Here is a 24,816-nt window from a genome sequence, read left to right as displayed (position 1 = left end):
GGAGGTACTGCCATGTCGTTCACTCCCGTGATTGCCATCCACACAGCGGCAGCGCTGTCGGCGGTCGCCATCGGCCCGCTGGCGCTGTGGTCGCGCCGCAGCGGAAAGGAACAGGCCCGCCTGCACCGGGCCGCCGGGTACGCCTGGGTCATGTTGATGGTGATGACCGCGGTCTCGGCCCTGTTCATCCCGGCGGCGCGGCTGCCGAACATTGCCGGCTTCGGGCCGATCCACCTGCTGATTCCCCTGGTGCTGGGCATGCTGGTGCTGGCCCTGCGCTACATGGTGCAGGGTCGGGTGCAGGCCCACCGGGCGACCATGCTCAGGACCTATGTGGGCGCCTGCCTGATCGCCGGTGCCTTCACCCTGATGCCGGGGCGCCTGCTCGGCGACTGGGTGCGCAGCCTGGTGGCCTGAGGCCGACCACCGGGCTTTCGCACCATACTCGGGCATGAGCCTTTTCGGTCTGTCTCCCCTGGGCGTGAGTGTCGGACGCCGCTTCGGCATCACCTTGGCGACCAACACCACCGTCGCCGTGCTGCTGGCGCTGTCGGGCCACGAAACCCTGTGGATCAACTGGGTCTACGCCCAGTGCATCGGCCTGCTGATCTGGATCTGGATCGACGGTGGCCGGTTCGTGTTCCACCCGCGCGGTCAGCTCACCGGCTCGCGCATGGCGCTGCTGGTGATGACCGGCGTGGTGGCCGGCTACAGCGTCGGCTGCATGCTGGCCAACGTGTTGATGGGGCGACCGGTGCTGGATGGCCTTCAAGGGTTGCCCACCACCACCTTGCAGATCATGGCGGTGTCGCTGGTGGCGGCCGGCATCACCACCTATGTGATCACCAGCCGCGAGCAGCTGGCCATGGCCCGGCAGGCCTCGGAAGCGGCCCGTCGCCAGGCCACCGAGGCTCGGCTGCGGCTGCTCGAGTCGCAGCTGGAACCGCACATGCTGTTCAACACGCTGGCCAACCTGCGGGCCCTCATCGGCTCCGACCCGACGCGTGCCCTGGCCATGCTGGACCGGTTCGACAGCTTTCTGCGGGCCACCCTGCAGGCCAGCCGCAGCGGGCCCGGTCACCACACACTGGCCCACGAGTTCGCTCGACTGGCCGACTACCTGGCGATCATGGCGGTGCGCATGGGCCCGCGCCTGACCCACTCCCTGGACCTGCCGCCCGACCTGCGGCACCATCCCGTTCCCGCCTTGCTGCTGCAGCCCCTGGTGGAAAACGCCATCCGCCACGGACTGGAACCCTCGGTGGCCGGCGGGCACGTGGCCGTGACGGCCCGCGAGGTGGATGGCGCCCTGCAGCTGGTGGTGCAGGACAACGGCATCGGCGCGGACGGGCCGGGCGCGGGCAGCGGTTTCGGTCTGGCCCAGGTGCGTGAAAGGCTGGCCAGCGCCCACGGTGCTGCGGCACACTGCGACTGGCACAGCCGCCCCGGCGAAGGCACCCGCGTCACCCTGCGCCTGCCCCTGTCCACCGCCCACGCCGACACCACCGCCCGCGCCGCATGAGCCCGACCGCCCTGATTGCCGAAGACGAGCCGCTGCTCGCCCAGGCGCTGTGCTCCGAGCTGCAGCGCAGCTGGCCCGCGCTCTCCCTGCTGCCGGTGGTGGCCGACGGACACAGCGCCGTGCAGGCGGCACTCCGGGCCCGGCCGCAGGTGCTGTTCCTGGACATCCGCATGCCGGGCCAGAGCGGCCTGGAGGCCGCCGCCGACATCGCCGAACACTGGCCCCCGGGCCTGCCCTTCCCGGCCCTGGTCTTCGTCACCGCCTACGACCAGTACGCGGTGCAGGCCTTCGAGGCACAGGCCATCGACTACCTGCTCAAGCCGGTGCGGCCCGAGCGGCTGGAACGCACGCTGGAGCGCATCCGCCAGCACCTGGACCGGCCCGCCGTCACCGGCCACCCTGAGGCCGGCGAACAGCAGCTGCACGCCCTGCTGGGCCGGCTGCACCAGCTGCTGGAACCTGGCGGCACCGCGCTGCCCGCCACCGCATCCCCGGGGGCCGAACCGCTGCGGCTGATCACCGCGAGCGTGGGCGCCACGGTGCGCGTGGTGCCTGTGGAGCAGGTGCTGGCATTCGAGGCCGCCGACAAGTACGTGCGCGTGCTCACGGCCGACGCCGAGCTGCTGCTGCGCACACCCCTGAAAGACCTGCTGCCGCGCCTGAACCCCGACGAGTTCTGGCAGATTCACCGTGGCACCGTCGTGCGCGCCCAGGCCATCGCGGAAGCGGTGCGGGGCGACAACGGCAAGCTCAGCCTGCGCCTGCGCGGCCGGCCCGAACGCTGGCCGGTGAGCCGGCTGCACGAACACCGCCTGCGGCCGCTGTGACGGCCTTTTCCCCGAAAGGAGACCACCATGCCCTACACCCTGCGCTTCCAGCGCGTGCTGCGCGCTCCGCCCGAGCGGGTCTTCCGTGCCTTCATCGACGCCGCTGCGCTGGCCAAGTGGAACGCACCCGACGGCTTCACCGCCACGGTGCATGAGCTGGACGCCCGCCCGGGCGGCCGCTTCCGCATGTCGTTCACCAACTTCAGCGCAGGCCAGACCCACAGCTTCGGCGGCGAGTTCCGCGAGCTGGTGCCCAACGAGAAGATCGTGGCCACCGACCGCTTCGACAGCCCGGACCTGCCCGGCGAGCTGGTCACCACCACCCTGTTCAAGGCAGTGGGCAGCGGCACCGAACTGAACATCGAACAGGCCGGCCTGCCCGATGCCCTGCCCCCGGACAGCTGCATCGTGGGCTGGCAGCAGTCACTGGAACTGCTGGCGCGGCTGGTGGAACCGGAGATACCGGGGGGGTGAGGATCGGCGTTCCGGGCAGGGACGCCGATGCTCAGAGGCCATCGCGGGCGCAGCGAAGCCGCTGCGCGTCGAGCAGCTCGATGGAGGCGCGGTTGCGCTGGATGCAGCCGCGCGTTTCCAGCTCGCGCAGCGACTGGTTCACCGTTTGCCGGGACAGCGCCAGCATCAGACCGAGCTGCTCCTGCGAGACCTGCAGCACCCGTTTGCTGCGCCCTGCCCATGTGCCGTAGCCCTCGGCCATCAGCAGCAGGCGGCCCGCCACCCGGCGGGTGGGTGGCAGCAGGGCCAGCTCCTCGACGCTGGCAAACGTCAGGCGCAGCTTCTGGGTCATGAGCAGCCCGAGATCCCGCCAGTGCTGTGGCCGCTCGGCGAGTTCGGCCAGCAAGGTGGCCTGCGGTATGCGCAGGAGTTCGCAATCCTCCTGCGCCCAGGCATCGTGGGTGCGCGGCGCGCCATCGAAGACCGCGATCTCGCCGAACCACTGGGGCGGCTCCAGCATCGCCAGCAGGGCCTCCTGGCCGGACGCGGTGATCGCGGTCACGCGGATCACCCCGCGCAGGACGCCGTACAGGCCATCCGGCGCCTCGCCGCGTGCGAACAGCCGCTGTCCCGCCGCCAGCGACATCGGCTCCGCCTGGGTGAGCAATGCGTCGGCGAAGGTCGCAGGCAGTCCGGCGAACCAGCTGCCCGCCATCGCAATCCGATGCCAGTCATCACGGCAGACCATGTGTTTCAGCCCTTTCGGAGCGGGTGACGCGCTTGTGTCGTCGGCCCGACAGTAGACATTCTGTGCCGGCGCAAACAATCGGCGCTTTCGCACTGGAGACACGATGAAGAGCCTGGTGGATCAACTCTCGAACTACGCGGCCTACCACCGCGACCCCCGCAACATCGCGACCCATTTCGTCGGCATTCCGCTGATCGTGCTGGCGATCACGGTGCTGCTCTCCCGACCGGCCTTCCCGGTGGGCGGCCTGGCGGCATCGCCCGCCGTCGTCGCCGTGATCGCCGCGTCGGCCTATTACCTCCGGCTCAGTCCCGGGCTGGGTGCGGTGATGACGGCGCTGCTGGCGCTGTGCGCCTGGTTCGGTGCGTGGGCGGCCCAGCTGTCCGGCGCGGCCTGGCTGACCATCGGGATCGGCGGCTTCGTGGTGGGCTGGGTGTTCCAGTTCGTCGGCCATTTCTGGGAGGGCCGCAAGCCCGCATTCGTCGACGACCTGATGGGCCTGATCATCGGTCCGCTGTTCGTGGTGACCGAGGCGCTGTTCGCGGTGGGGCTCCTGCAGGGCCTGCAGCGAGAAATCGAGGCGCGATCAGGGCCGGTGCGCCACCGTGGCACCCGGCAGGCGGCCTGACCGCTGCTTTTCGATCGGGTTGGCCGTGAGCCCTTCGGCCGGGTACGCCCGCATGAACTCACGCGCTTTCTCCGGCAGGGCGGCGTTCAGCCAGGCACCATAGCCACCTTCGTTCAGGATGGCCGGCATGCGTTTTTCGCTGCCCGGGGGACCGTAGCGGCGCATCAGCGAGTGGCTGTTGGCGTTGACCGTGAGCAGGCAGAAGCTGACGATGACCTCGCCATCGGCACCGGCCCAGCGCTCCCACAGCCCGGCCACGCCCATGGGCTGGCCGTCCACCCGGGCCACGCGCGTGGGCAGGGCCTTGCCGTTGCGCCAGTCGTCCACCTGGAACGCCATCAGGGGCACGATGCAGCGCTGTGCACCCAGCCAGGCCGCGCGAAAGTTGTTGGAAGTGCTGGCGGTGTCGGCGAAGGCATTGACCAGCTTGGTGGACCGCAGCCTGGCGTCGGACGCGGACTTCACCCACGGCGGCACCAGGCCGAACTGGCCGACGACCCGCTCTCGCACCACGGCCCCTTCAACCGCATCAGGCTCCGCCCGCTTGCGGATGAACACACCCGGCCGGCGGGGCCAGACCTGCGGACCCACCGTGGCGTCCTCGGGCGGGTCGACGTCGAAGATCTCCCGGTACAGGTGGGCGGGGCGCAGGCATTCGTATTGGGAGCTCATGGGCCCGATGGTAGGCCCTGCGTTGCCGTGCCCTGATCAGCCGCGCAGCCGGAACGCGCCCACCAGGTCGGCCAGCTGCTGCGACTGGCTGCGCAGGCTGTCGGCGGCGGCGGCGCCCTCCTCCACCAGCGAGGCGTTCTGCTGCGTGACCTGGTCGAGCTGGGACACGGCATGCCCCACCTGGGCAATGCCGTCGGCCTGCTCCTGGCTGGCCAGGGTGATGCCCTCGATGAGCTGGGACACGCGGGCCACCTGCTCGACGATCTGACCCACGCTCTGGCCGGCCTGGGCGACCAGCCCGGTGCCCGATTCGACCCGCTCCACACTCTCGCCGATCAGGCCCTTGATCTCCTTGGCGGCCTGCGCGCTGCGCTGGGCCAGGTTGCGCACCTCGCCGGCCACCACGGCAAACCCGCGGCCCTGTTCGCCCGCACGGGCGGCTTCCACGGCCGCGTTCAGCGCCAGTATGTTGGTCTGGAAGGCAATGCCGTCGATGACACCGATGATGTCGCTGATGCGGCGGCTGCTGTCATTGATGCCGTGCATGGTCTGGACCACGCGGCCCACCACCTGACCACCTTCTTCGGCAGCCCGCTTGGCCTCTCGGGCGATGCGAGCGGCTTCGCGCGAGGTCTCGGCGTTCTGCTGCACGGTCGAGGTGATCTCTTCCATGCTGGCGGCGGTTTCTTCGAGGTTGCTGGCCTGCATTTCGGTGCGGGACGACAGGTCGGCATTGCCGGAGGCGATCTGGGCGCTGCCGGTGGCGATGCTCTCGCTGCTCTGGCGAACCGACGACACCATGGTCACCAGGCTCTGGTTCATCGCACGCAGCGCGGTCAGCAGTTGCCCCGTCTCGTCGGTGCTGCGGACCTCGATCTGTGAGGTGAGGTCTCCGGCGGCCACGGTCTGGGCCACCGTCACGGCCTGGGCGATGGCGCGGGTGGTCTGCCGGGCAATCGCCAGCATGACCAGAGCCCCCAGCGCCACCATGACGCCGATGCCGACGCCCAGCCGGATCAGCCGCTGCATGGCGCCGGCTGCTTCGGCCGCGAGTTCATCGGCCAGCACCTTGAAGGCCTCGTCGATCAGGGCAAATTGCGCATCGATCTGAGCGGTGGTGGCCGCGAAGAATGCGTTGGGCGCCATGGACAACGCTTCCGCTTTCAGGATTTCCTGGTCGACCAGTGCCACGGCCGCATCCGCAGCGGTCCAGGCGGCACCCGCCTTGGCATTGATGGCTGCACCCAGCCGTGATTCGGCTGCCACGGCCTTCTCCAGGCTTCGCCGGGCTTGCGCCATGTGCGAGCGCGAGATGTTGGCCAGCGCGGACAGGTTGGATCGTTGATCGGCACCCAGTTCGCGCCGCGCCAGCACCAGAGATCCCTGGGCGCGCGCCTGCCCCAGCGACTCGGTCAGGCGGGGCATGTGCACCAGCACCGACTGGATCAGGAAGTAGGTGTGGGCATTCGGGTCCAGGCTCAGGCCTGCGGTGTCGTTGATCTCTTCGATCAGGGCCAGCATGGCGGCAATCAGTGCGGTGTGCCGCGCAAAGCTCTGCGGCCCCGGAATAGCCTTGGCCGAGACGTCGGCTGCCAGTGCCTTCCATTGATCTGCGAGTTCGCGGTGGCGGCTCTCCAGGGCGGGGGTCTTCAGCGGGGCCAGGGCATCGCCCAGGCGGGCAAAGGCAGCATCGACATCGGTCTGGCGCTGTGCGCGTGTGTCCTTGACCGAATCGTTGCCGCCCAGAAAGTTGGCCGACAGCCCCCGGTGCTGCTGGGTGAGCTGCAGCAGCTTCAGGGCGGCCCCCGCGGAGGGAATGCCCTGGGTCTCGCTGTTGGCGGCCCGCCAGACCACCAGCTCGGCCCGCACGGCCATGGCCGTGGGCAGTGCTGCCATGACCAGCGCGATGACGCCGATCAGAAGGAATTTGTGCGCCAGGCGCACATTGCCGAGCCAGCTCTGCATGAAAAACCCCTCTTCCCGTTGAATGGATCCATGGGGTTTATCGGCAGCCGCCCGTGTCGCTGAAACGCGGGACGGACCTGGGCAGAAGAAAAAAAATCCCGACCGGGTGAGGGTCGGGATTCGGGATGGTGGTGGAGCTGGGGGGATTCGAACCCCCGTCCGCAAGCCTTTTCCGCGCAGTTCTACATGTGTAGCCGTCTGGTTTGATCTCGCCGGTTCCACCGCACAGCGGCACGCTGTGGAATCGGCCAGCCCCCTTGGATCTCGACCTGCATCAAGGAGCACGATGCAAGTCCAGTCGATGTGAATGACCTTGCGGCTTCAGGCCTTGCGGCCCTCGGCACAGCCCATCGACGAGCTGCTGCAAGGACCGGAGAGGTTAGTCCCCGGATACGATCCGCTTACGCCAGTTTGTACTTGGTGTAAACGGAATCGTTTGCTGCTTCGTTTGCAGTTAGTTTTTTTCTGCTGATTTACGAGGTGACAGAACCTCGACATGCCCTGCTGCGTGTCCGAACCCACGTCGAAACCAGTGCAGCCCCAAGACTGAGCAGTTTAAGGCAGTTGCAGGTATTTCAAGACCTGCAGCGGAGAAAGAATGCGGGCGTCGGCTGGCCAGTGGTCGGTGGTGGCCTGTGGTCCGAGGTAGCCGTAGCAGGCGGCCAGGGTCTTCATGCCGGCGCTGCGGCCGGCCAGCATGTCCCGTTCGTCGTCGCCCACGTAGATGCAGCGCTGCGGCGCCACGCCCAGCCGGAGGGCCGCTTCCAGCAGCGGTGCGGGGTGCGGCTTGGCATGCGGCGTGGTGTCGCCGCACACCACGGTGGCGGCGCGGCGCAGCAGCGGCATGGCGGCCACCAGCGGATCGGCAAACCGGTGCGCCTTGTTGGTCACCACACCCCAGGCCAGGCCCCGCTGCTCCAGTGCGTCGATCAGCGGTGGCACCTCGTCGAAAGGCCGTGTGTGGCGGGTCAGGCGGGCCTCGTAGGCGACATAGAACTCCTCCCGCAGGGTGTCGTAGTCGGCATGGTCCGGGGTGACATCGAAGGCCACCTGGAGCATGCCCCGGGCGCCCGAACCGGCGTGGGGGCGGTAGGCGGCCATCGGCAACGAATCCCAGCCCCGCCGGATGCGCATCTCGTCGGCGGCGCCCCCCAGGTCGGGGGCACTGTCGATCAGGGTGCCGTCCAGGTCGAACAGCACCGCCTGCACCTCGGCCAGCCCGCTCATGCCTTGCGGGTGGCGAACAGGTAGTTCACGCTGGTGTCCTCGCTGAGCCAGTAACGGCGGGTCAGCGGGTTGTATTCCATGCCCTTGGTGTGCTGCAGGTCCAGCCCGGCCTGGCGGGCATAGCCAGCCAGCTCGCTGGGGCGGATGAACTTGGCGTATTCGTGCGTGCCCTTGGGCAGCAGGTTGAGCACGTACTCGGCGCCGACGATGGCGAACAGGAACGACTTGGGATTGCGGTTGAGGGTGGAGAAGAAGACCCAGCCCCCCGGCTTGACCAGGGTCGAACAGGCCTGAACGATGGAAGCGGGGTCCGGCACATGCTCCAGCATTTCCATGCAGGTCACCACATCGAAGCTGCCGGGCTGTTCGGCAGCCAGGTCCTCGGTGCTGACCTCGCGGTACTCCACGCGCGGGGTGGATGCCTCCAGCGCATGCAGCTGCGCCACCCGCAAAGCCTTGACCGACAGGTCGATGCCCAGCACGTCAGCCCCCTGGCGGGCCATGGCATCGGCCAGGATGCCGCCGCCGCATCCCACATCCAGCACACGCTTGCCGGACAGGCCCACCAGCGAGTCGATCCAGGTCAGGCGCAGCGGGTTGATCTGGTGCAGCGGGCGGAATTCGCTCTCCGGGTCCCACCAGCGGTGAGCGAGTTCGGAGAATTTGGCCAGTTCGGCCGGATCGGCGTTGGTGTGGGTGGTCATGGGGCGATTATTGGCGGAGGCATAAAAAAACCGCGCCGGAGCGCGGTTTTGTTGATCAGGCCGAGGGCCGATCAGTTCTTGCGGGTGCCGACGACTTCGACTTCAACGCGGCGGTTCTTGGCGCGGCCTTCGCGGGTGGCGTTGTCGGCCACCGGCTGGGTCAGGCCCTTGCCTTCGGTGTAGATGCGGTTGCTCTCGATGCCCTTGCTCACCAGGTAGGCCTTCACGGCTTCAGCGCGACGGACCGACAGGGCCTGGTTGTACTTGGCGGCACCGGTGGAGTCGGTGTGGCCCACGGCGATCACGACTTCCAGGTTGATGCTGCCGACCTTGCTGGCCAGGTCGTCCAGCTTGGCCTTGCCTTCGGGCTTGAGGACGGCCTTGTCGAAATCGAAGAAGGCGTCGGCGGCGTAGGTCACCTTGGTGGCGGCCGGAGCGGGAGCCGGAGCCGGGGCAGCAGCGGCGGGAGCCGGAGCGGGGGCCGGAGCCGGGGCAGCAGCGGGAGCGGCGGCCGGAACGATGGCGCCGTCGCAGCCCTTGGCGGCGGTGGCGGGGGTCCAGGAGGCATCGCGCCAGCACAGTTCGTTGGTGCCGTTCTTCCAGACCAGTTCACCGGTGCCGTTGCGCCAGTTGTCGATGGTCTGAGCGCCAGCGGCCGTTGCCATGGCGGCGGTTGCAATCAGCATTGCCACTTTGTTGAGTTTTTTCATGGTTTTCCTCTAGGTAAGCCGCAGACAGACTGCGATGACGTAATGGACGTTTCAGACAGACGGTTGTCCGAACGCTCCGAACATTGTGCCACAAGCGGCATTGGGTTAACCCTGAGCGGTCGCCACAGCCCGAATCCCGCCCTGGCGCGGCGGTCGGGAAGATGGTCACGTTGTCGTGATGCAACAGCAGGGAACGGAAAGCCCGCCGGGAAGCGCGCCTTAAAATCGCCGATTGCCTTCAACCTCCCAGAGACTGACCGCCCATGTCCCAGTTCGCCAAAGAGACCCTGCCCATCAGTCTTGAAGAGGAAATGCGGCGCAGCTATCTGGATTACGCCATGAGCGTGATCGTGGGTCGGGCGCTGCCCGATGCCCGCGACGGCCTCAAGCCGGTGCACCGGCGCGTGCTGTACGCCATGCACGAGCTCAACAACGACTGGAACCGGCCCTACAAGAAGTCGGCCCGTATCGTGGGCGACGTGATCGGCAAGTACCACCCGCACGGCGACTCGGCGGTGTACGACACCATCGTGCGCATGGCCCAGGACTTCTCGCTGCGCCACATGCTGGTGGACGGCCAGGGCAACTTCGGCTCGGTGGACGGCGACAACGCGGCGGCCATGCGCTACACCGAGATCCGCCTGTCGAAGATCGCCCACGAGATGCTGGCCGACATCGACAAGGAAACCGTCAATTTCGGGCCCAACTACGACGGCTCCGAAAAAGAGCCGCTGGTGCTGCCCAGCCGCCTGCCCAACCTGCTGGTCAACGGATCGGCCGGCATCGCCGTGGGCATGGCCACCAACATTCCGCCGCACAACCTCAACGAGGTGGTGGACGCCTGCCTGCACCTGCTCAAGAACCCGGACGCCTCCATCGACGAGCTGATGGAGATCATCCCGGCGCCCGACTTCCCCACCGCCGGCATCATCTACGGCATCTCGGGCGTGAAGGACGGCTACCGCACCGGCCGTGGCCGGGTGGTCATGCGGGCCAAGTGCCATTTCGAGGACATCGACCGCGGCCAGCGCCAGGCCATCATCGTCGACGAGCTGCCCTACCAGGTGAACAAGAAGACCCTGCAGGAGCGCATTGCCGAGCTGGTGCACGAGAAGAAGATCGAGGGCATCAGCCACATCCAGGACGAGTCCGACAAGTCGGGCATGCGGCTGGTGATCGAGCTCAAGCGCGGCGAAGTGCCCGAGGTGGTGCTCAACAACCTCTACAAGCAGACGCAGCTGCAGGACACCTTCGGCATCAACATGGTGGCCCTGGTGGACGGCCAGCCCCGCCTGTGCAACCTGAAGGACCTGATCCAGGTGTTCCTGGAGCACCGCCGCGAGGTGGTGACCCGCCGCACCGTGTTCAACCTGCGCAAGGCGCGCGAGCGCGGCCATGTGCTCGAAGGCCTGGCGGTGGCGCTGGCCAACATCGACGAGTTCATCCGGATCATCCGCGAGAGCCCCACCCCGCCGGTGGCCAAGGCCGAGCTGATGACCCGCAGCTGGGACAGCCAGCTGGTGCGCGAGATGCTCACCCGCGCGAAGGCCGACGGCGGCACGGTGAACGCCGACGACTACCGGCCCGAGGGCCTGGAACGCGAGTTCGGCATGCAGGGCAACGGCCTGTACCGCCTCTCGGAAACCCAGGCCCAGGAAATCCTGCAGATGCGACTGCAGCGCCTGACCGGTCTGGAGCAGGACAAGATCGTGGCCGAGTACAAGGACGTGATGGGCGAGATCGACGACCTGCTCGACATCCTGGCCCGTCCCGAGCGCGTGTCCACCATCATCGGCGACGAACTCACCGCGGTGAAGCAGGAGTTCGGCCAGACCAAGCTGGGCGCGCGCCGCAGCGAGATCGAGCACAACGCCCAGGACCTGGCCACCGAAGACCTGATCACGCCCACCGACATGGTGGTCACGCTCAGCCACAGCGGCTACATCAAAAGCCAACCGCTCTCGGAGTACCGGGCGCAAAAGCGCGGCGGTCGCGGCAAACAGGCCACCGCCACCAAGGAAGACGACTGGATCGACCAGCTCTTCATTGCCAACACGCACGACTACATCCTGTGCTTCTCCAACCGGGGCCGCCTGTACTGGCTCAAGGTGTGGGAAGTGCCGGCGGGTTCGCGCGGCTCGCGCGGCCGTCCCATCGTCAACATGTTCCCGCTGCAGGACGGCGAAAAGATCAACGTGGTGCTGCCGCTCACCGGTGCGGCCCGCAGCTTCCCGTCCGACCGCTACGTGTTCATGGCCACCTCCATGGGCACGGTCAAGAAGACGGCGCTCGATGAATTCAGCAACCCGCGCAAGGCCGGCATCATCGCGGTCGACCTGGATGAGGGCGACTACCTGATCGGCGCCGCGCTCACCGACGGCCAGCACGACGTGATGCTGTTCTCCGACGGCGGCAAGGCGGTGCGCTTCGACGAGAACGATGTGCGCCCCATGGGCCGCAATGCGCGTGGCGTGCGCGGCATGTCGCTGGAAGACGGCCAGAGCGTGATCGCGATGCTGGTGGCCGAGGACGAGCAGCAGAGCGTGCTGACCGCCACCGTCAACGGCTACGGCAAGCGCACCCCGATCGGCGAGTACACCCGGCACGGCCGGGGCACCAAGGGCATGATCGCCATCCAGCAGAGCGAGCGCAACGGCAAGGTGGTGGCCGCCACGCTGGTGCACGCCGACGACGAGATCATGCTGATCACCGACAAGGGCGTGCTGGTGCGCACCCGGGTGTCCGAAATCCGCGAGATGGGCCGCGCCACGCAGGGCGTGACGCTGATCTCGCTCGACGAAGGCTCGGTGCTGTCGGGTCTGCAGCGCATCGTGGAAAACGACGCCAACGTGCCCGACACCACCGAAGCACCCGACGCCACGGAACCCGGCGACGGCGCAGCGTGATGGCGCGGCCGTTCAACTTCTCGGCCGGACCGGCCGTGATGCCGGAAGAGGTGCTGGCCCAGGCCGCGCGCGAGATGCTCGACTGGCAGGGCACCGGCATGGGCGTGATGGAGATGAGCCACCGCGGCAAGGCCTTCATGTCGATCTGCGAGCAGGCCGAGACCGATCTGCGCGACCTGCTGGCGGTGCCCGAGAGCCACCACATCCTGTTCATGCAGGGCGGTGGTCTGGCCGAGAACGCCATCGTGCCGCTGAACCTGTCGCAAGGCGGTGCGGTGGACGTGGTGGTGACCGGCAGCTGGAGCCAGAAGTCGCTGAAGGAAGCGAAGCGCTACGCCGATGCCCGCGCCGCTGCCAGCAGCGAAGCCGACGGCCACACGCGCATCCCCGATCCGGCCACCTGGCAGCTGCGCGCCGATGCCCGCTATGTGCACATCTGCAGCAACGAGACCATCCACGGTGTGGAGTTCCACGAACTGCCGGACCTCCAGGCGCTGGGCTGCAACGCCCCGCTGGTGATCGACTTCTCGTCCCATGTGGCCTCGCGTCCGGTCGACTGGAGCCGCGTGGGACTGGCCTTCGGCGGTGCCCAGAAGAACCTGGGCCCGGCCGGTCTGACCCTGGTGGTGGTCCGCGACGACCTGCTCGGCCACGCGCTCGACATCTGCCCGAGCGCCTTCAACTACCGCACGGTGGCCGACAACCGCTCCATGTACAACACGCCGCCCACCTACAGCATCTACATGGCAGGCCTGACCTTCCAGTGGCTCAAGCGGCAAGGCGGCGTGGCGGCGATGGAGCAGCGCAACATCGCCAAGGCCCGCCTGCTCTACGACTGCATCGACCGCTCGCAGCTGTACGAGAACCGGGTCGACCCTGCCGTGCGTTCGCGCATGAACATCCCCTTCTTCCTGCGCGACGAATCCCGCAACGAGGCCTTCCTGGCCGGTGCGCAGGCCCGTGGCCTGCTGCAGCTCAAGGGCCACAAGTCGGTCGGCGGCATGCGCGCCAGCCTCTACAACGCCATGCCCCTGGAGGGCGTGCGGGCGCTGGTGGACTACCTGCGCGAATTCGAACAACAAGCGGCCTGAGACAGCCCGACATGACCCAACCCCAGCAATCCCAGGCCCTGGCCGAGCTGCGCGTCAAGATCGACGCGCTCGACCAGCAGCTGCTCTCGCTGCTCAACCAGCGCGCCCGTGTGGCCGAAGAGGTGGGCGAGATCAAGCGCCGCGAAGGCTCGCCCTTCTTCCGTCCCGACCGGGTGGCCCAGGTGATCGAGAAGATCCAGGGCGCCAACCAGGGCCCGCTGCTCAACCAGCACGTGGCCGCCATCTGGCGCGAGATCATGTCGGCCTGCCTGGCGCTCGAGACGCCGCAGCGCGTGGCGGTGCTCGGTCCGCAGGGCACTTTCTGCGAACAGGCCGCCATCGAGTTCTTCGGCAGTGCGGCCAACCTGATCTACTGCGCCAACTTCGACGAGGTGTTCCACGCCACGGCCGCCGGCACCGCGCAGTTCGGTGTGGTCGGCATGGAGAACTCCACCGAGGGCGTGGTGGCCCGTTCGCTCGATCTGTTCCTGCGCTCGCCGGTGCATGTGGTCGGCGAGGTGAGCCTGCTGGTGCGCCACAACCTGCTGCGCCAGACCAATTCGCTGGAAGACATCCAGGTGGTGATGGCCCACCCGCAGGCCCTGGCCCAATGCCAGAACTGGCTGACCCAGCACCTGCCGCAGGCCGAGCGCCGCGCGGTCTCGAGCAATGCGGAAGGTGCTCGCCTGGCCGCCACCGACCCCACCTGGGCAGCGATTGCCAGCGAGCGCGCGGCGTCGCAGTTCGGCCTGCACATCGTCTCGCACGCGATCCAGGACGAGGCCTACAACCGCACGCGCTTTGCCGTCATCAGCCTGCCGCAGACGATGGCCATGCCGCCGGCTTCCGGCCGCGACTGCACCAGCATCGTGGTGTCGGTGCCCAACCGGCCCGGCGCGGTGCACGACCTGCTGGTGCCGCTCAAGCAGCACGGCGTGTCCATGACCCGTTTCGAGTCGCGCCCGGCCAAGTCGGGCCAGTGGGAGTACTACTTCTACATCGACATCGCCGGGCATCCGTCGCAGCCCGCGGTGGCGGCGGCCCTTGAAGAACTCCAGCGTCTGTGCGCCTACTACAAGGTGCTGGGCGCTTACCCGGTGAGCGAATGATGTTCGAACAACTCGGATTGATCGGCTGCGGACTCATGGGCGGCTCGTTCGCCCTGGCGCTCAAGCAGGCCGGTCTGGTCAAGCGCGTGGTGGGCTACAGCAAGTCGCCCTCCACCACCGAACGGGCCCGCCAGATGGGCGTGATCGACATCGAGGCACCGTCGGCGCTGCTGGCGGTCTCCGGCTCCGACGTGGTGCTGCTGGCGGTGCCGGTGGCCGCCACCGAAGCCACCTTCAAGGCCATCCGGCACCTGGTCCACAAGGACATGCTGCTGATGGACGTGGGCTCGACCAAGCGCGACGTGGTGGATGCCGCCCGGCGCGTGCTGCGCGATCAGGTGGGCGTGTTCGTGCCGGCCCACCCCATTGCCGGCAAGGAGCTGGCCGGCGTGGAGCACGCCGATGCCGACCTGTACCACGGCCGGCAGGTCATCCTCACGCCGATCGAGCGCACCCAGACCGCCCAGATCGAGCGCGCCACCCAGCTCTGGAAGGCCCTGGGCTGCCATGTGCGGCAGATGTCGCCCGAGTCGCACGACGCCGCCTATGCCGCCGTCAGCCACCTGCCCCACCTGCTGGCCTTTGCGCTGATGAACGCCATCCAGAACCAGAAACAGGGCGCCGATTTCCTGGCCCTGGCCGGCCCGGGCTTCCGCGACTTCACCCGCATCGCGGCCAGCGATCCGGCGATCTGGCGCGACATCCTCATGGCCAACCGCGAAGAACTGCTGGGCCAGTCGCAGCGTTTCCGGCAGGCGCTCGAAGCGCTGGAGAACGCGGTCAAGGGCGAGAACCCCGACGCCCTGGAAGCCCTGATCGAACAGGCCAGCATCGCCCGCGCCCAGTGGCGCATGAACGCCATCCGCCCGCAGGGCTGAGGCGCCGACCACCGCCCCATGTTCTCCACCGCCTTCCTCGACCTCCCGCCGCTGCAGGCGGCCGGCGGCACGGTCCGCCTGCCCGGCTCCAAGAGCATCTCCAACCGGGTGCTGCTGCTGGCGGCACTCAGCACCGGCCACACCGACGTGGTCGATCTGCTCGACTCCGACGACACCCAGGTCATGCTGCAGGCCCTGCGCGAGCTCGGCTGCCGCATCGAGCCGCAGGCCGATGGCGCCCTGCGGGTGCATGGTCTGGGCGGCGAGCTGCCGGTGCGCCAGGCCGATCTGTTCATGGGCAATGCCGGCACCGCCATGCGACCGCTCACCGCCGCGCTGGCGCTGCTGGCCACGCGCCACGGCGGGCGTTTCGACCTCAGCGGCGTGCCGCGCATGCACGAACGCCCGATCGGTGACCTGGTCGATGCGCTGCGCCAGCTGGGCTGCCCGGTCGACTGCCTGGGTCAGCCCGGTTACCCGCCGCTGCGGCTGGGGAACGGCCAGCCGCACCCGCTCAAGCTGGCCGAGCCGATCCGGGTGCGCGGCGATGTGTCGAGCCAGTTCCTCACCGCGCTGCTGCTGGCGCTGCCGCTGGTGGCGCAGACGCAGGACATCACCATCGAGGTGGTGGGCGAACTCATCTCGCGCCCCTACATCGAGATCACGCTCAACCTGCTGGAGCGCTTCGGCGTGCGGGTGCAGCGGGACGGCTGGCAGCGCTTCACCATCCCGGCCGGCAGCCGCTATGCGTCGCCCGGCCGCATGCCGGTGGAGGGCGATGCCTCGTCGGCCAGCTACTTCATCGCACTGGGGGCCATTGCCCCGGCGGCGCCCGGCACCGACGGCATCACCATCGAAGGCGTGGGCCTGTCGTCCATCCAGGGCGACATCCGCTTCGTCGAAGCGGCCCGCCTGATGGGCGCCGACGTGCAGGGGGAGGCCAACGCCCTGCGCATCCGGCGCGGCAGCTGGCCGCTCAAGGCCATCGACCTGGACTGCAACCACATCCCCGACGCCGCCATGACGCTGGCGGTGATGGCGCTCTTTGCCGATGGCACCACCACCCTGCGCAACATCGCCAGCTGGCGGGTGAAGGAGACCGACCGCATCGCCGCCATGGCCGCCGAGTGCCGCAAGCTCGGCGCCACGGTGGAGGAAGGGGCTGACTTCATCCGCATCACGCCGCCCGAGCGCTGGCGGCCGGCGGGCATCCACACCTACGACGACCACCGCGTGGCCATGTGCTTCTCGCTGGCGGCCTTCAACCCGGCTGCGCTGCCGGTGCGCATCCTGGACCCGCGTTGTGTCGGCAAGACCTTCCCCGACTACTTCGAGACCCTGTTCGGGGTGTGCGTGGCCGACCCGAAGCAGATCCCGGTGATCTGCGTGGATGGCCCCACCGCGTCGGGCAAGGGCACGCTCTCCAGCGAGGTGGCCGCCCGCCTGGGTTACCACTGGCTGGATTCCGGCGCGCTCTACCGGCTGGTGGGCCTGGCCGCCACCCGCCAGGGCCTGAGCCTGGACGAGGCCACGCTGCGCGAACCCGATCAGGCCCGCCGGCTGGGGGCGCTGGCCGCCGGCCTGCGGCTGCGGTTCGCCGATCAGCGCATCTGGCTGGACGGCGAGGATGTGAGCGAGGACTTGCGCACCGAGGCCGCCGGTATGGCCGCCTCCCGCGTCTCGGTCGTGCCCGAGGTGCGCCAGGCGCTGCTCGAGCTGCAGCACGGCATGCGCCGGCTGCCCGGCCTGGTGGCCGACGGCCGCGACATGGGCACCGTGATATTCCCTGACGCACCGCTCAAGGTGTACCTGACGGCCAGCGCCGAACAACGGGCCGAACGCCGTCATAAGCAATTGATTTCAAAGGGAATCCCTGCTAGACTCGATGACCTTCTGGCAGACCTCAGGGCGCGCGATGACCGGGATTCCAACCGGGCCCATGCACCCCTGAAGCCCGCCGAAGACGCCCTGATGCTGGACAACTCCTCGCTCGACATCGAATCCTCGGTGCAGCAGGTGCTGGACTGGTGGCAGGACAAGGTGGTGTTTGCGGAAGGCCGCGAACCCCGCTGACCGGCCCAGACGGCCCCGCCGGGCGATCCCAGCCCGCAGGCCCGATGGTTCTTTTCAACCAACCCCGTGGTGCTGCGCACCACAACTGCAACGCCGCCCAACCGTCGTATCCCGCCACCCGATGCAGGTCTCCTGCGCCCGTGGTGCACGCCGACGCTGAGCGGTCTTAGGAAACTCCATGTCTGAATCTTTTGCCGCCCTGTTCGAAGAGTCCCTGAAACGCGCTGAAATGCGCTCGGGCGAGGTCATCACCGCCGAGGTGGTCCGCATCGAACACAACCATGTGGTGGTCAACGCCGGCCTCAAGTCGGAAGCTTTCGTCCCGCTGGCCGAGTTCAAGAACGACCAGGGCGAGCTCGAGGTGCAGGTCGGCGACTTCGTGTCGGTGGCCATCGACTCCGTCGAGAACGGTTTCGGCGACACACTGCTGTCGCGCGACAAGGCCAAGCGCCTGGCGTCCTGGATGGCCCTCGAGAAGGCCCTGGAATCCGGCGAGTTCGTCACCGGCACCACCGGCGCCAAGGTCAAGGGCGGCCTGAAGGTCATGGTCAACGGCATCAGCGCCTTCCTGCCGGGCTCGCTGGTCGACAGCCGTCCCACCAAGGACCTGACCCCGTACGAGAACAAGACCCTGGAATTCAAGGTCATCAAGCTCGACCGCAAGCGCAACAACGTGGTGCTGAGCCGCCGCGCCGTGGTGGAAGCCTCCATGGGCGAAGAGCGCGCCAAGCTGATGGACACCCTGAAGGAAGGCGCCATCGTGCACGGCGTGGTCAAGAACATCACCGAATACGGTGCGTTCGTGGACCTCGGCGGCATCGACGGCCTGCTGCACATCACCGACATGGCATGGCGCCGTGTTCGCCACCCGAGCGAAGTGGTCACGGCTGGTCAGGAAATCACCGCCAAGATCCTCAAGTTCGACACCGAGAAGCACCGCGTCTCGCTGGGCCTCAAGCAAATGGGCGATGACCCGTGGATGGGCGTTTCGCGCCGCTACCCGCAAGGCACGCGCATGTTCGGCAAGATCACCAACATCGCCGACTACGGCGCGTTCGTGGAACTCGAGCCGGGCATTGAAGGCCTGGTGCACGTGTCTGAAATGGACTGGACCAACAAGAACGTGGCCCCGTCCAAGCTGGTGTCGCTGGGCGACGAAGTCGAAGTCATGGTGCTCGACATCGACGAAGACAAGCGCCGCATCTCGCTGGGCATGAAGCAGTGCCGCGCCAACCCCTGGCACGAGTTCGCAGAAGCCACCAAGCGCGGTGACCGCGTCAAGGGCCCCATCAAGTCGATCACCGACTTCGGCGTGTTCGTCGGTCTGGCCGCTGGCATCGATGGCCTGGTGCACCTGTCCGACCTGTCCTGGAACGAAACCGGCGAAGCCGCCGTTCGCAACTACAAGAAGGGCCAGGAAGTCGAAGCCATCGTGCTGGCCATCGACGTGGAGCGCGAGCGCATCTCCCTGGGCATCAAGCAGCTCGACGGCGACCCGTTCACCACCTTCGTGTCGGTCAACGACAAGGGTTCCGTGGTGACCGGCAAGGTCAAGACCGTGGATGCCAAGGGCGCCGAGATCGACCTGGGTGAAGACGTGCTGGGCTACCTGCGGGCCTCCGAGATCAGCCGTGACCGCGTGGAAGACGCGCGCAACGTGCTGAAAGAGGGCGACGAAGTCACCGCCGTGGTGGTCAACGTGGATCGCAAGACCCGCAACATCCAGCTGTCCATCAAGGCCAAGGACATGGCCGACCAGAACGAAGCCATGGCCAGCCTGAACCAGAACACCGGCAACGCCGGCACCACCAGCCTGGGCGCCCTGCTGCGCGCCAAGCTGGACAACAGCAACAACTGATCGGCTGCGGCACCTTCTTCTCCCCATGACCCGAAGCGACCTCGTCGAAGCCCTGGCCAGCCGTTTCAGCCAGCTCACCCACCGCGATGCGGAGTTCGCCGTCAAGGCGATCCTGGACGCAATGGGTGACGCCCTGGTGCGTGGCCACCGGATCGAGATCCGGGGCTTCGGCAGTTTCTCGGTGAACCGCCGTTCACCCCGCATCGGGCGCAATCCGCGCTCGGGCGAGAGCGTCATGATCCCGGAGAAGCGGGTGCCCCACTTCAAGCCCGGCAAGGCCCTGCGCGAGCAGGTCGATGCCCGCACCGCCGAGATGCTCGGACGGGAAGGCAAGCCGGGCGGCTGAAGACCGCTGGCTACAATCGGCTCCCACCACAGAGGGGATGCCGTGAAGTACCTCATGTGGCTGCTCAACGCAGCCCTTTTTTTTGTCCTTTTCGCCTTTGCGCTGAACAACCAGGACAAGGTCACGCTGCACCTGTTCTTCGGCGCACGCTGGCAGGCACCGCTGGTGGTGGTGGTGCTGCTGTCCATGCTGATCGGCGTGTTCCTGGGCGTGGTGGCCATGGTGCCGCTGTGGCTCAAGGCCAAGAAGGCGCGCCGGCGTGCCGGCACGGCCGGTGGCAGCCCCACCACCGCCTTCGGCGGCGACACCACCCTGCTCCCCACCGACCCGATCGAACGACGACATGGACTTTGACCTGACCTGGCTGTTGTGGGGCCTGCCCCTGGCCTTCGCCCTCGGCTGGGCAGCCTCCCGCCTGGATCTGCGGCAGTGGCGCATGGAGAGCCGGCAGGCCCCCAAGGCCTATTTCCGGGGCCTGAACCACCTGCTCAACGAACAGCAGGACCAGGCCATCGACGCCTTCATCGAGGCGGTCCAGGGCGATCCGGACACCACCGAACTGCATTTCGCGCTGGGCAACCTGTTCCGCCGCCGCGGCGACTACGACCGTGCCGTGCGGGTGCACGAACACCTGCTCTCGCGTGCCGATGTCAGCGGCAAGGACCGAGACCGGGCCCAGCATGCGCTGGCACTCGACTTCCTGAAGGCCGGCCTGCTGGACCGGGCCGAAGCCGCCCTGCAGAAGCTCCAGGGCACCTCGTTTGCCGGCGAGGCCATGCTGGCCCTGCTGGGCATCTATGAGCGCTCGCGCGACTGGCCCAAGGCACAGACCGTGGCACGCCAGCTCGATGCCCAGGCCGAAGGCAGCTTTGCTTCGCGCCTGGCGCACTACCGGTGCGAGGAAGCCGAGCTGGCGCTGCGCGAAGGCGACCGTGGCCGCGCCCGCGCGCTGCTGGACGCCGCCGTCCGCGAAGCCCCGCAGGTGGCCCGCGCCTGGGTGGTGCTGGCCAGCCTGCGCCAGCAGGAGGGCGATGCCGCCGCGGCGCTCGATGCGCTGCTGAACCTGGCGCGTCACGCCCCCCAGGCCCTGCCGCTGGTGGCCCGGCTCATGACCGACCTGGGCCAGCAGACCGGACGCCAGCCGGACGTGGCTGCCGTGCTGCGGGCGGCCGACGAGCGCAGCCCCTCCATCGACATCACCGAGGCGCTGGCCGCCATGGAATCCGACCCCGCCGCCTCGCGGGCCCGCTACCTGCAGCACCTGGAGCGTGAACCTTCGCTGGTGATCGGTGCGCGCTGGCTGTCCGGCGAGACCCTGTCCGATCCACAGGCCCAGGCGCCGGTGCAGCGCACGCTGGAACAGGCCAGCGCGCCGCTCAAGCGCTACCGCTGTGCGGCGTGCGGTTTCGAGGCCCGCCAGCATTTCTGGCAGTGCCCCGGCTGCCAGGCCTGGGACAGCTACCCGGCCCGTCGGGTCGAGGAACTCTGAGCCCAGGCCGCCTCAGGCGCTGCCGTAGCCCCCGCCCCCGGGCGTGTGGATCTCGAACACATCGCCGGGCTGCATCTCGGCCTGGCCGATGTGGCCCAGCCGTTCTTCCGATCCGTCGGCCCGCACCACCCGGTTGATGCCCGGTGCGCCGGGCTGCCCGCCGGCCATGCCGAAGGCCGGATGCACCCGCCCGTTGGACAGGATGCTGGCGGTCATGGCCTGCAGGAAGCGGATGCGGCGCACGCCCCCGTCTCCCCCGCGCCACCGGCCGGCGCCGCCGGAGCCGCGCCGGATCTGGTAGCTCTCCAGCCGCACCGGGAAGCGGAACTCGAGGATCTCCGGATCGGTCAGGCGGGAGTTGGTCATGTGGGTCTGCACGACCGCCGTGCCGTCAAAGCCTTCACCGGCCCCGCTGCCGCCCGAGATGGTCTCGTAGTACTGGTAGGCGGCGTTGCCGAAGGTGAAGTTGTTCATGGTGGGCTGGCTGCCCGCCATCACGCCGAGCGCGCCGTACAGGGCGTTGGTGATGCAGGTCGAGGTCTCGACGTTGCCCGCCACCACCGAGGCCGGCGGGTTCGGGTTGAGCATGCAGCCCGCCGGAATGATGACCTCCAGCGGCTTGAGGCAGCCGGCATTGAGCGGGATGTCGTCGTCCACCAGGGTGCGGAAGACATACAGCACCGCGGCCATGCACACCGCCCGCGGCGCGTTGAAGTTGTTCGTCTGCTGCGGGCTGGTGCCGGTGAAGTCGATGGTGGCGCTGCGCCGGGCTGCATCCACCCGCACCGCCACCCGGATCTGCGCGCCGTTGTCCAGCGGCAGGGTGAAGGCGCCGTCCTGCAGGCGGGTGATGACGCGCCTCACCGACTCTTCGGCGTTGTCCTGCACGTGGCGCATGTAGGCCCGCACGACATCCAGGCCGAACTGATCGACCATGCGCCGCAGCTCCTGCACGCCTTTCTCGTTGGCCGCGATCTGGGCCTTGAGGTCGGCCATGTTCTGCTGCGGGTTGCGGCTGGGGAACTCGCCGCTCTGCAGCAGCGCGACCATCTCGGCCTCGCGCAGCACGCCGCCCTCGACCAGCTTGACGTTGTCGATCTGCACGCCCTCCTCCTCGATGCGGGTGGAGAACGGCGGCATGGAGCCGGGGGTGGTGCCGCCGATGTCGGCATGGTGTCCGCGTGAACCCACATAGAAGGTGGGCTGCGGTGCATTGCCCACGTACACCGGGGTGATGACGGTCACGTCCGGCAGGTGGGTACCGCCGTGGTACGGGTCATTGAGCACGTACACGTCACCGGGCTGCATGCGACCGGCGTTCTGGCGGATCACCGTCTTGATGCTTTCGCCCATGGAGCCCAGATGCACCGGCATGTGCGGGGCATTGGCGATCAGGTTGCCCTCGGCGTCGAACAGCGCGCACGAAAAGTCCAGCCGCTCCTTGATGTTGACCGAGTAGGCGGTGTTCTGCAGCTGCAGACCCATCTGCTCGGCGATGTTCATGAACAGGTTGTTGAACACCTCCAGGAGCACCGGGTCGACCGTGGTGCCGGCGGCATGCCGCACGGTGCGGGGCACGCGGCGCTCCATCACGATGTGGTCGAGCGCGGTGAGCTGGGCCTCCCAGCCCGGCTCCACCACGGTGGTGGCGTTCTTCTCCGCGATGATGGCCGGCCCCGGCACCACGTCGCCCGGGCGCAGGTCCTCGCGCACCACCAGGGCCGCGTCGCGCCACTGGCCTTCGGCGTACATGCGCACCGTCTCGCGGCGCGGCACCTCGCGCGGCCCGTGCAGGGCCTGACGCGGCTCCGACGGTGCATCGCCCGCCACCACCGCCTCCACCGACACCGCCTCCACCATGAGCCGCTTGCCCTGCATCAGGAAGGCAAAGCGCTGGCGGTAGGCCGCCTCGAAGGCCGATTCGATGGCGTCCAGCGGGCCGAACGGCACCACCAGGGCGGCATCGCTGCCCTCGTAGCGCACATGCACCCGGCGGTGCACCGTCAGCTCGCCCGAGCCGGCCTGCTGCTGCCGCAAGGCCTCGGTGGCCTGCAGGGCCAGATCGTCCAGCGCCTGCTGCACCGTGGACAGCGCGACGGCGTCCAGCGGCAGTTCGATGGAGCGCTCGCGGATCACGTTCTGGTCGGCCAGGCCCATGCCATAGGCACTGAGCACCCCCGCCAGCGGGTGCACGAAGACACGCGTCATGCCCAGCTCGTCGGCCACCAGGCAGGCATGCTGACCGCCGGCGCCGCCGAAGCATTGCAGCGTGTAACGGGTGACGTCGTAGCCCCGCGCCACCGAGATCTTCTTGATGGCATTGGCCATCTGCTGGACCGCGATGCGGATGAAGCCCTCGGCCACGTCCTCGGCGCTGCGCCCGGTCTGCTGCGCCAGGGCGCCGAACCGTTCCTGCACCGCCTCGGCGGACAAAGGCTCGTCGGCACGGGGGCCGAACACACGGGGAAACCAGGCCGGCTGGATCTTGCCCAGCAGCACGTTGGCATCGGTCACCGCCAGCGGGCCGCCGCGCCGGTAGCTGGCCGGGCCGGGGTTGGCGCCGGCGCTCTCCGGGCCGACGCGAAAGCGCGACCCGTCGAAACTCAGCAGCGATCCGCCACCCGCTGCCACGGTGTGGATGCTCATCATGGGTGCGCGCATGCGCACGCCGGCCACCTGGGTCTCGAACTCGCGCTCGAAAGCCCCGGCGTAGTGCGACACATCGGTGGAGGTGCCCCCCATGTCGAAGCCGATCACCTGGCGGTGGCCGCCCAGCGTGGCGGTGCGGGCCATGCCCACGATGCCGCCAGCCGGACCGGAGAGGATCGCGTCCTTGCCCTGGAAGCGATGGGCGTCGGTCAGGCCCCCGCTGGACTGCATGAAGAACAGCGGCACGCCCGGCATCTCGCTGGCCACCTGCTCCACATAGCGGCGCAGGATGGGCGAGAGGTAGGCGTCGACCACCGTGGTGTCGCCCCGGCTGACGAACTTCATCATCGGGCTGGTCTGGTGCGAGGTGCTGACCTGGGTGAAGCCGATCTCGTGGGCCAGCCGGGCCGCCGCCGCCTCGTGCGCGGTGTGGCGATAGCCGTGCATGAACACGACGGCCACGCTGCGCAGGCCGGCATCGAAGGCCGCCCACAGGCGTTCGCGCAGGTGGGCCTCGTCCAGCGGCTGCACCACGGAGCCGTCGGCCGCCATGCGTTCCTGGGCCTCGATCACGCGGCTGTAGAGCAGCTCGGGCAGCACGATGCGGCGGTCGAACAGGCGCGGGCGGTTCTGGTAGGCGATGCGCAGCGCATCGCGGAAGCCCTGCGTGGTGACCAGCAGCGTGGGTTCGCCCTTGCGCTCCAGCAGCGCGTTGGTGGCCACGGTGGTGCCCATCTTCACGCAGGCCACCTGCTCGGGCGTGACCGGCTCGCCGGGGGCCAGCCCCAGCAGGTGGCGGATGCCGGCCACCGCCGCATCGCGGTACTGCTCGGGGTTTTCCGACAGCAGCTTGTGCGTGACCAGCGTGCCGTCCGGACGCTTGGCCACGATGTCGGTGAAGGTGCCGCCCCGGTCGATCCAGAACTGCCAGCGGGGGTCGGTTGGGTTCGTGTTCATGGCG

At 68.4% G+C, this 24,816-nt stretch carries 21 protein-coding genes and 1 other RNA gene; 14 read left to right on the top strand and 8 right to left on the bottom strand.

Going from position 1 to position 24,816, the window contains the following annotated elements:
• The first annotated feature begins 12 nt into the window (after positions 1-12).
• Genes CAP38_RS06325 through CAP38_RS06310 form a run of 4 tightly spaced genes read left to right on the top strand, consistent with a single transcriptional unit; the run spans position 13 to position 2,823 of the window.
• A complete protein-coding gene (locus tag CAP38_RS06325; protein WP_086120144.1) occupies positions 13-417 on the top strand; it encodes a DUF2306 domain-containing protein in 405 nt (134 codons plus the stop codon).
• 34 nt (positions 418-451) lie between these two features.
• Positions 452-1,522: a sensor histidine kinase gene (locus tag CAP38_RS06320; RefSeq protein WP_086120142.1), complete on the top strand. Its 1,071-nt coding sequence runs from the start codon at positions 452-454 to the stop codon at positions 1,520-1,522.
• Positions 1,519-2,349 (top strand): LytTR family DNA-binding domain-containing protein, encoded by an 831-nt coding sequence (locus CAP38_RS06315; RefSeq protein ID WP_086120053.1) that lies wholly within the window; start codon positions 1,519-1,521, stop codon positions 2,347-2,349. Before CAP38_RS06320 ends, CAP38_RS06315 begins: the two co-directional genes overlap by 4 nt.
• Before the next feature lie 27 nt (positions 2,350-2,376).
• Positions 2,377-2,823 (top strand): SRPBCC family protein, encoded by a 447-nt coding sequence (locus CAP38_RS06310; protein ID WP_086120052.1) that lies wholly within the window; start codon positions 2,377-2,379, stop codon positions 2,821-2,823.
• Between the two features lie 31 nt (positions 2,824-2,854).
• Here the strand turns inward: CAP38_RS06310 and CAP38_RS06305 are convergent, their stop codons facing one another.
• Entirely contained in the window at positions 2,855-3,517 is a 663-nt protein-coding gene (locus tag CAP38_RS06305) for a Crp/Fnr family transcriptional regulator (protein WP_256924315.1), read from the bottom strand.
• Positions 3,518-3,653: 136 nt separating this feature from the next.
• On the opposite strand from CAP38_RS06305, the gene CAP38_RS06300 reads away from it, so the two are divergent.
• Positions 3,654-4,178: a DUF962 domain-containing protein gene (locus CAP38_RS06300; protein WP_086120050.1), complete on the top strand. Its 525-nt coding sequence runs from the start codon at positions 3,654-3,656 to the stop codon at positions 4,176-4,178.
• On the opposite strand, the gene CAP38_RS06295 is transcribed toward CAP38_RS06300, so the two are convergent.
• From CAP38_RS06295 to ompA, 6 genes are all read right to left on the bottom strand, one after another.
• Entirely contained in the window at positions 4,137-4,850 is a 714-nt protein-coding gene (locus CAP38_RS06295; protein ID WP_086120049.1) for an SOS response-associated peptidase, read from the bottom strand. The two genes, CAP38_RS06300 and CAP38_RS06295, sit on opposite strands and share 42 nt — an antisense overlap.
• 36 nt (positions 4,851-4,886) lie before the next feature.
• Complete coding sequence (locus CAP38_RS15560) at positions 4,887-6,815, bottom strand: methyl-accepting chemotaxis protein (RefSeq protein WP_086120048.1); 1,929 nt, start codon at positions 6,813-6,815, stop codon at positions 4,887-4,889.
• A 129-nt stretch (positions 6,816-6,944) separates the two neighbouring features.
• Positions 6,945-7,357: a transfer-messenger RNA gene (gene ssrA / locus CAP38_RS06285) on the bottom strand.
• A gap of 13 nt (positions 7,358-7,370) precedes the next feature.
• Positions 7,371-8,042, bottom strand: a complete 672-nt coding sequence (locus CAP38_RS06280) for an HAD family hydrolase (RefSeq protein WP_086120047.1) — start codon at positions 8,040-8,042, stop codon at positions 7,371-7,373.
• Positions 8,039-8,746, bottom strand: a complete 708-nt coding sequence (gene ubiG, locus CAP38_RS06275) for a bifunctional 2-polyprenyl-6-hydroxyphenol methylase/3-demethylubiquinol 3-O-methyltransferase UbiG (protein ID WP_086120046.1) — start codon at positions 8,744-8,746, stop codon at positions 8,039-8,041. Before ubiG ends, CAP38_RS06280 begins: the two co-directional genes overlap by 4 nt.
• A gap of 71 nt (positions 8,747-8,817) precedes the next feature.
• A complete protein-coding gene (ompA, locus tag CAP38_RS06270; RefSeq protein ID WP_086120045.1) occupies positions 8,818-9,456 on the bottom strand; it encodes an outer membrane protein OmpA in 639 nt (212 codons plus the stop codon).
• A gap of 263 nt (positions 9,457-9,719) precedes the next feature.
• Between ompA and gyrA the strand changes: the two genes are divergently transcribed.
• The 9 genes from gyrA to lapB all read left to right on the top strand — a co-directional run bounded on the left by gyrA (position 9,720) and on the right by lapB (position 21,206).
• Positions 9,720-12,362, top strand: a complete 2,643-nt coding sequence (gene gyrA, locus CAP38_RS06265) for a DNA gyrase subunit A (RefSeq protein WP_086120044.1) — start codon at positions 9,720-9,722, stop codon at positions 12,360-12,362.
• The gene (gene serC, locus CAP38_RS06260; protein WP_086120043.1) at positions 12,362-13,453 is read left to right on the top strand and encodes a 3-phosphoserine/phosphohydroxythreonine transaminase; all 1,092 of its coding nucleotides are present in this window, start codon (positions 12,362-12,364) and stop codon (positions 13,451-13,453) included. The genes gyrA and serC overlap by 1 nt, the downstream gene beginning before the upstream one ends.
• 11 nt (positions 13,454-13,464) lie before the next feature.
• Entirely contained in the window at positions 13,465-14,562 is a 1,098-nt protein-coding gene (gene pheA / locus CAP38_RS06255) for a prephenate dehydratase (RefSeq protein WP_086120042.1), read from the top strand.
• On the top strand, positions 14,562-15,440 hold the full coding sequence (locus CAP38_RS06250; RefSeq protein ID WP_086121061.1) for a prephenate dehydrogenase/arogenate dehydrogenase family protein: 879 nt from the start codon (positions 14,562-14,564) through the stop codon (positions 15,438-15,440). The genes pheA and CAP38_RS06250 overlap by 1 nt, the downstream gene beginning before the upstream one ends.
• An 18-nt stretch (positions 15,441-15,458) precedes the next feature.
• A complete protein-coding gene (locus CAP38_RS06245) occupies positions 15,459-17,513 on the top strand; it encodes a bifunctional 3-phosphoshikimate 1-carboxyvinyltransferase/cytidylate kinase (protein ID WP_086120041.1) in 2,055 nt (684 codons plus the stop codon).
• A gap of 178 nt (positions 17,514-17,691) precedes the next feature.
• Positions 17,692-19,371 (top strand): 30S ribosomal protein S1, encoded by a 1,680-nt coding sequence (gene rpsA / locus CAP38_RS06240; RefSeq protein WP_086120040.1) that lies wholly within the window; start codon positions 17,692-17,694, stop codon positions 19,369-19,371.
• Between the two features lie 25 nt (positions 19,372-19,396).
• Positions 19,397-19,717 carry an integration host factor subunit beta gene (locus CAP38_RS06235; protein WP_086120039.1) on the top strand — a complete coding sequence of 107 codons (321 nt, stop codon included), beginning with the start codon at positions 19,397-19,399 and terminating at the stop codon, positions 19,715-19,717.
• A gap of 42 nt (positions 19,718-19,759) precedes the next feature.
• On the top strand, positions 19,760-20,071 hold the full coding sequence (locus tag CAP38_RS06230) for a lipopolysaccharide assembly LapA domain-containing protein (protein ID WP_086120038.1): 312 nt from the start codon (positions 19,760-19,762) through the stop codon (positions 20,069-20,071).
• Positions 20,061-21,206: a lipopolysaccharide assembly protein LapB gene (gene lapB / locus CAP38_RS06225; protein ID WP_086120037.1), complete on the top strand. Its 1,146-nt coding sequence runs from the start codon at positions 20,061-20,063 to the stop codon at positions 21,204-21,206. Before CAP38_RS06230 ends, lapB begins: the two co-directional genes overlap by 11 nt.
• A gap of 12 nt (positions 21,207-21,218) precedes the next feature.
• Here the strand turns inward: lapB and CAP38_RS06220 are convergent, their stop codons facing one another.
• Complete coding sequence (locus CAP38_RS06220) at positions 21,219-24,812, bottom strand: hydantoinase B/oxoprolinase family protein (protein ID WP_086120036.1); 3,594 nt, start codon at positions 24,810-24,812, stop codon at positions 21,219-21,221.
• Positions 24,813-24,816: the final 4 nt, after the last annotated feature.

It is taken from the genome of Hydrogenophaga sp. IBVHS2 (assembly GCF_002127215.1).
GTDB lineage: Bacteria > Pseudomonadota > Gammaproteobacteria > Burkholderiales > Burkholderiaceae_C > Hydrogenophaga.
The sequence above is the reverse complement of the archived record's forward strand: the minus strand, read 5'-3'. Positions and strand labels throughout refer to the sequence as shown.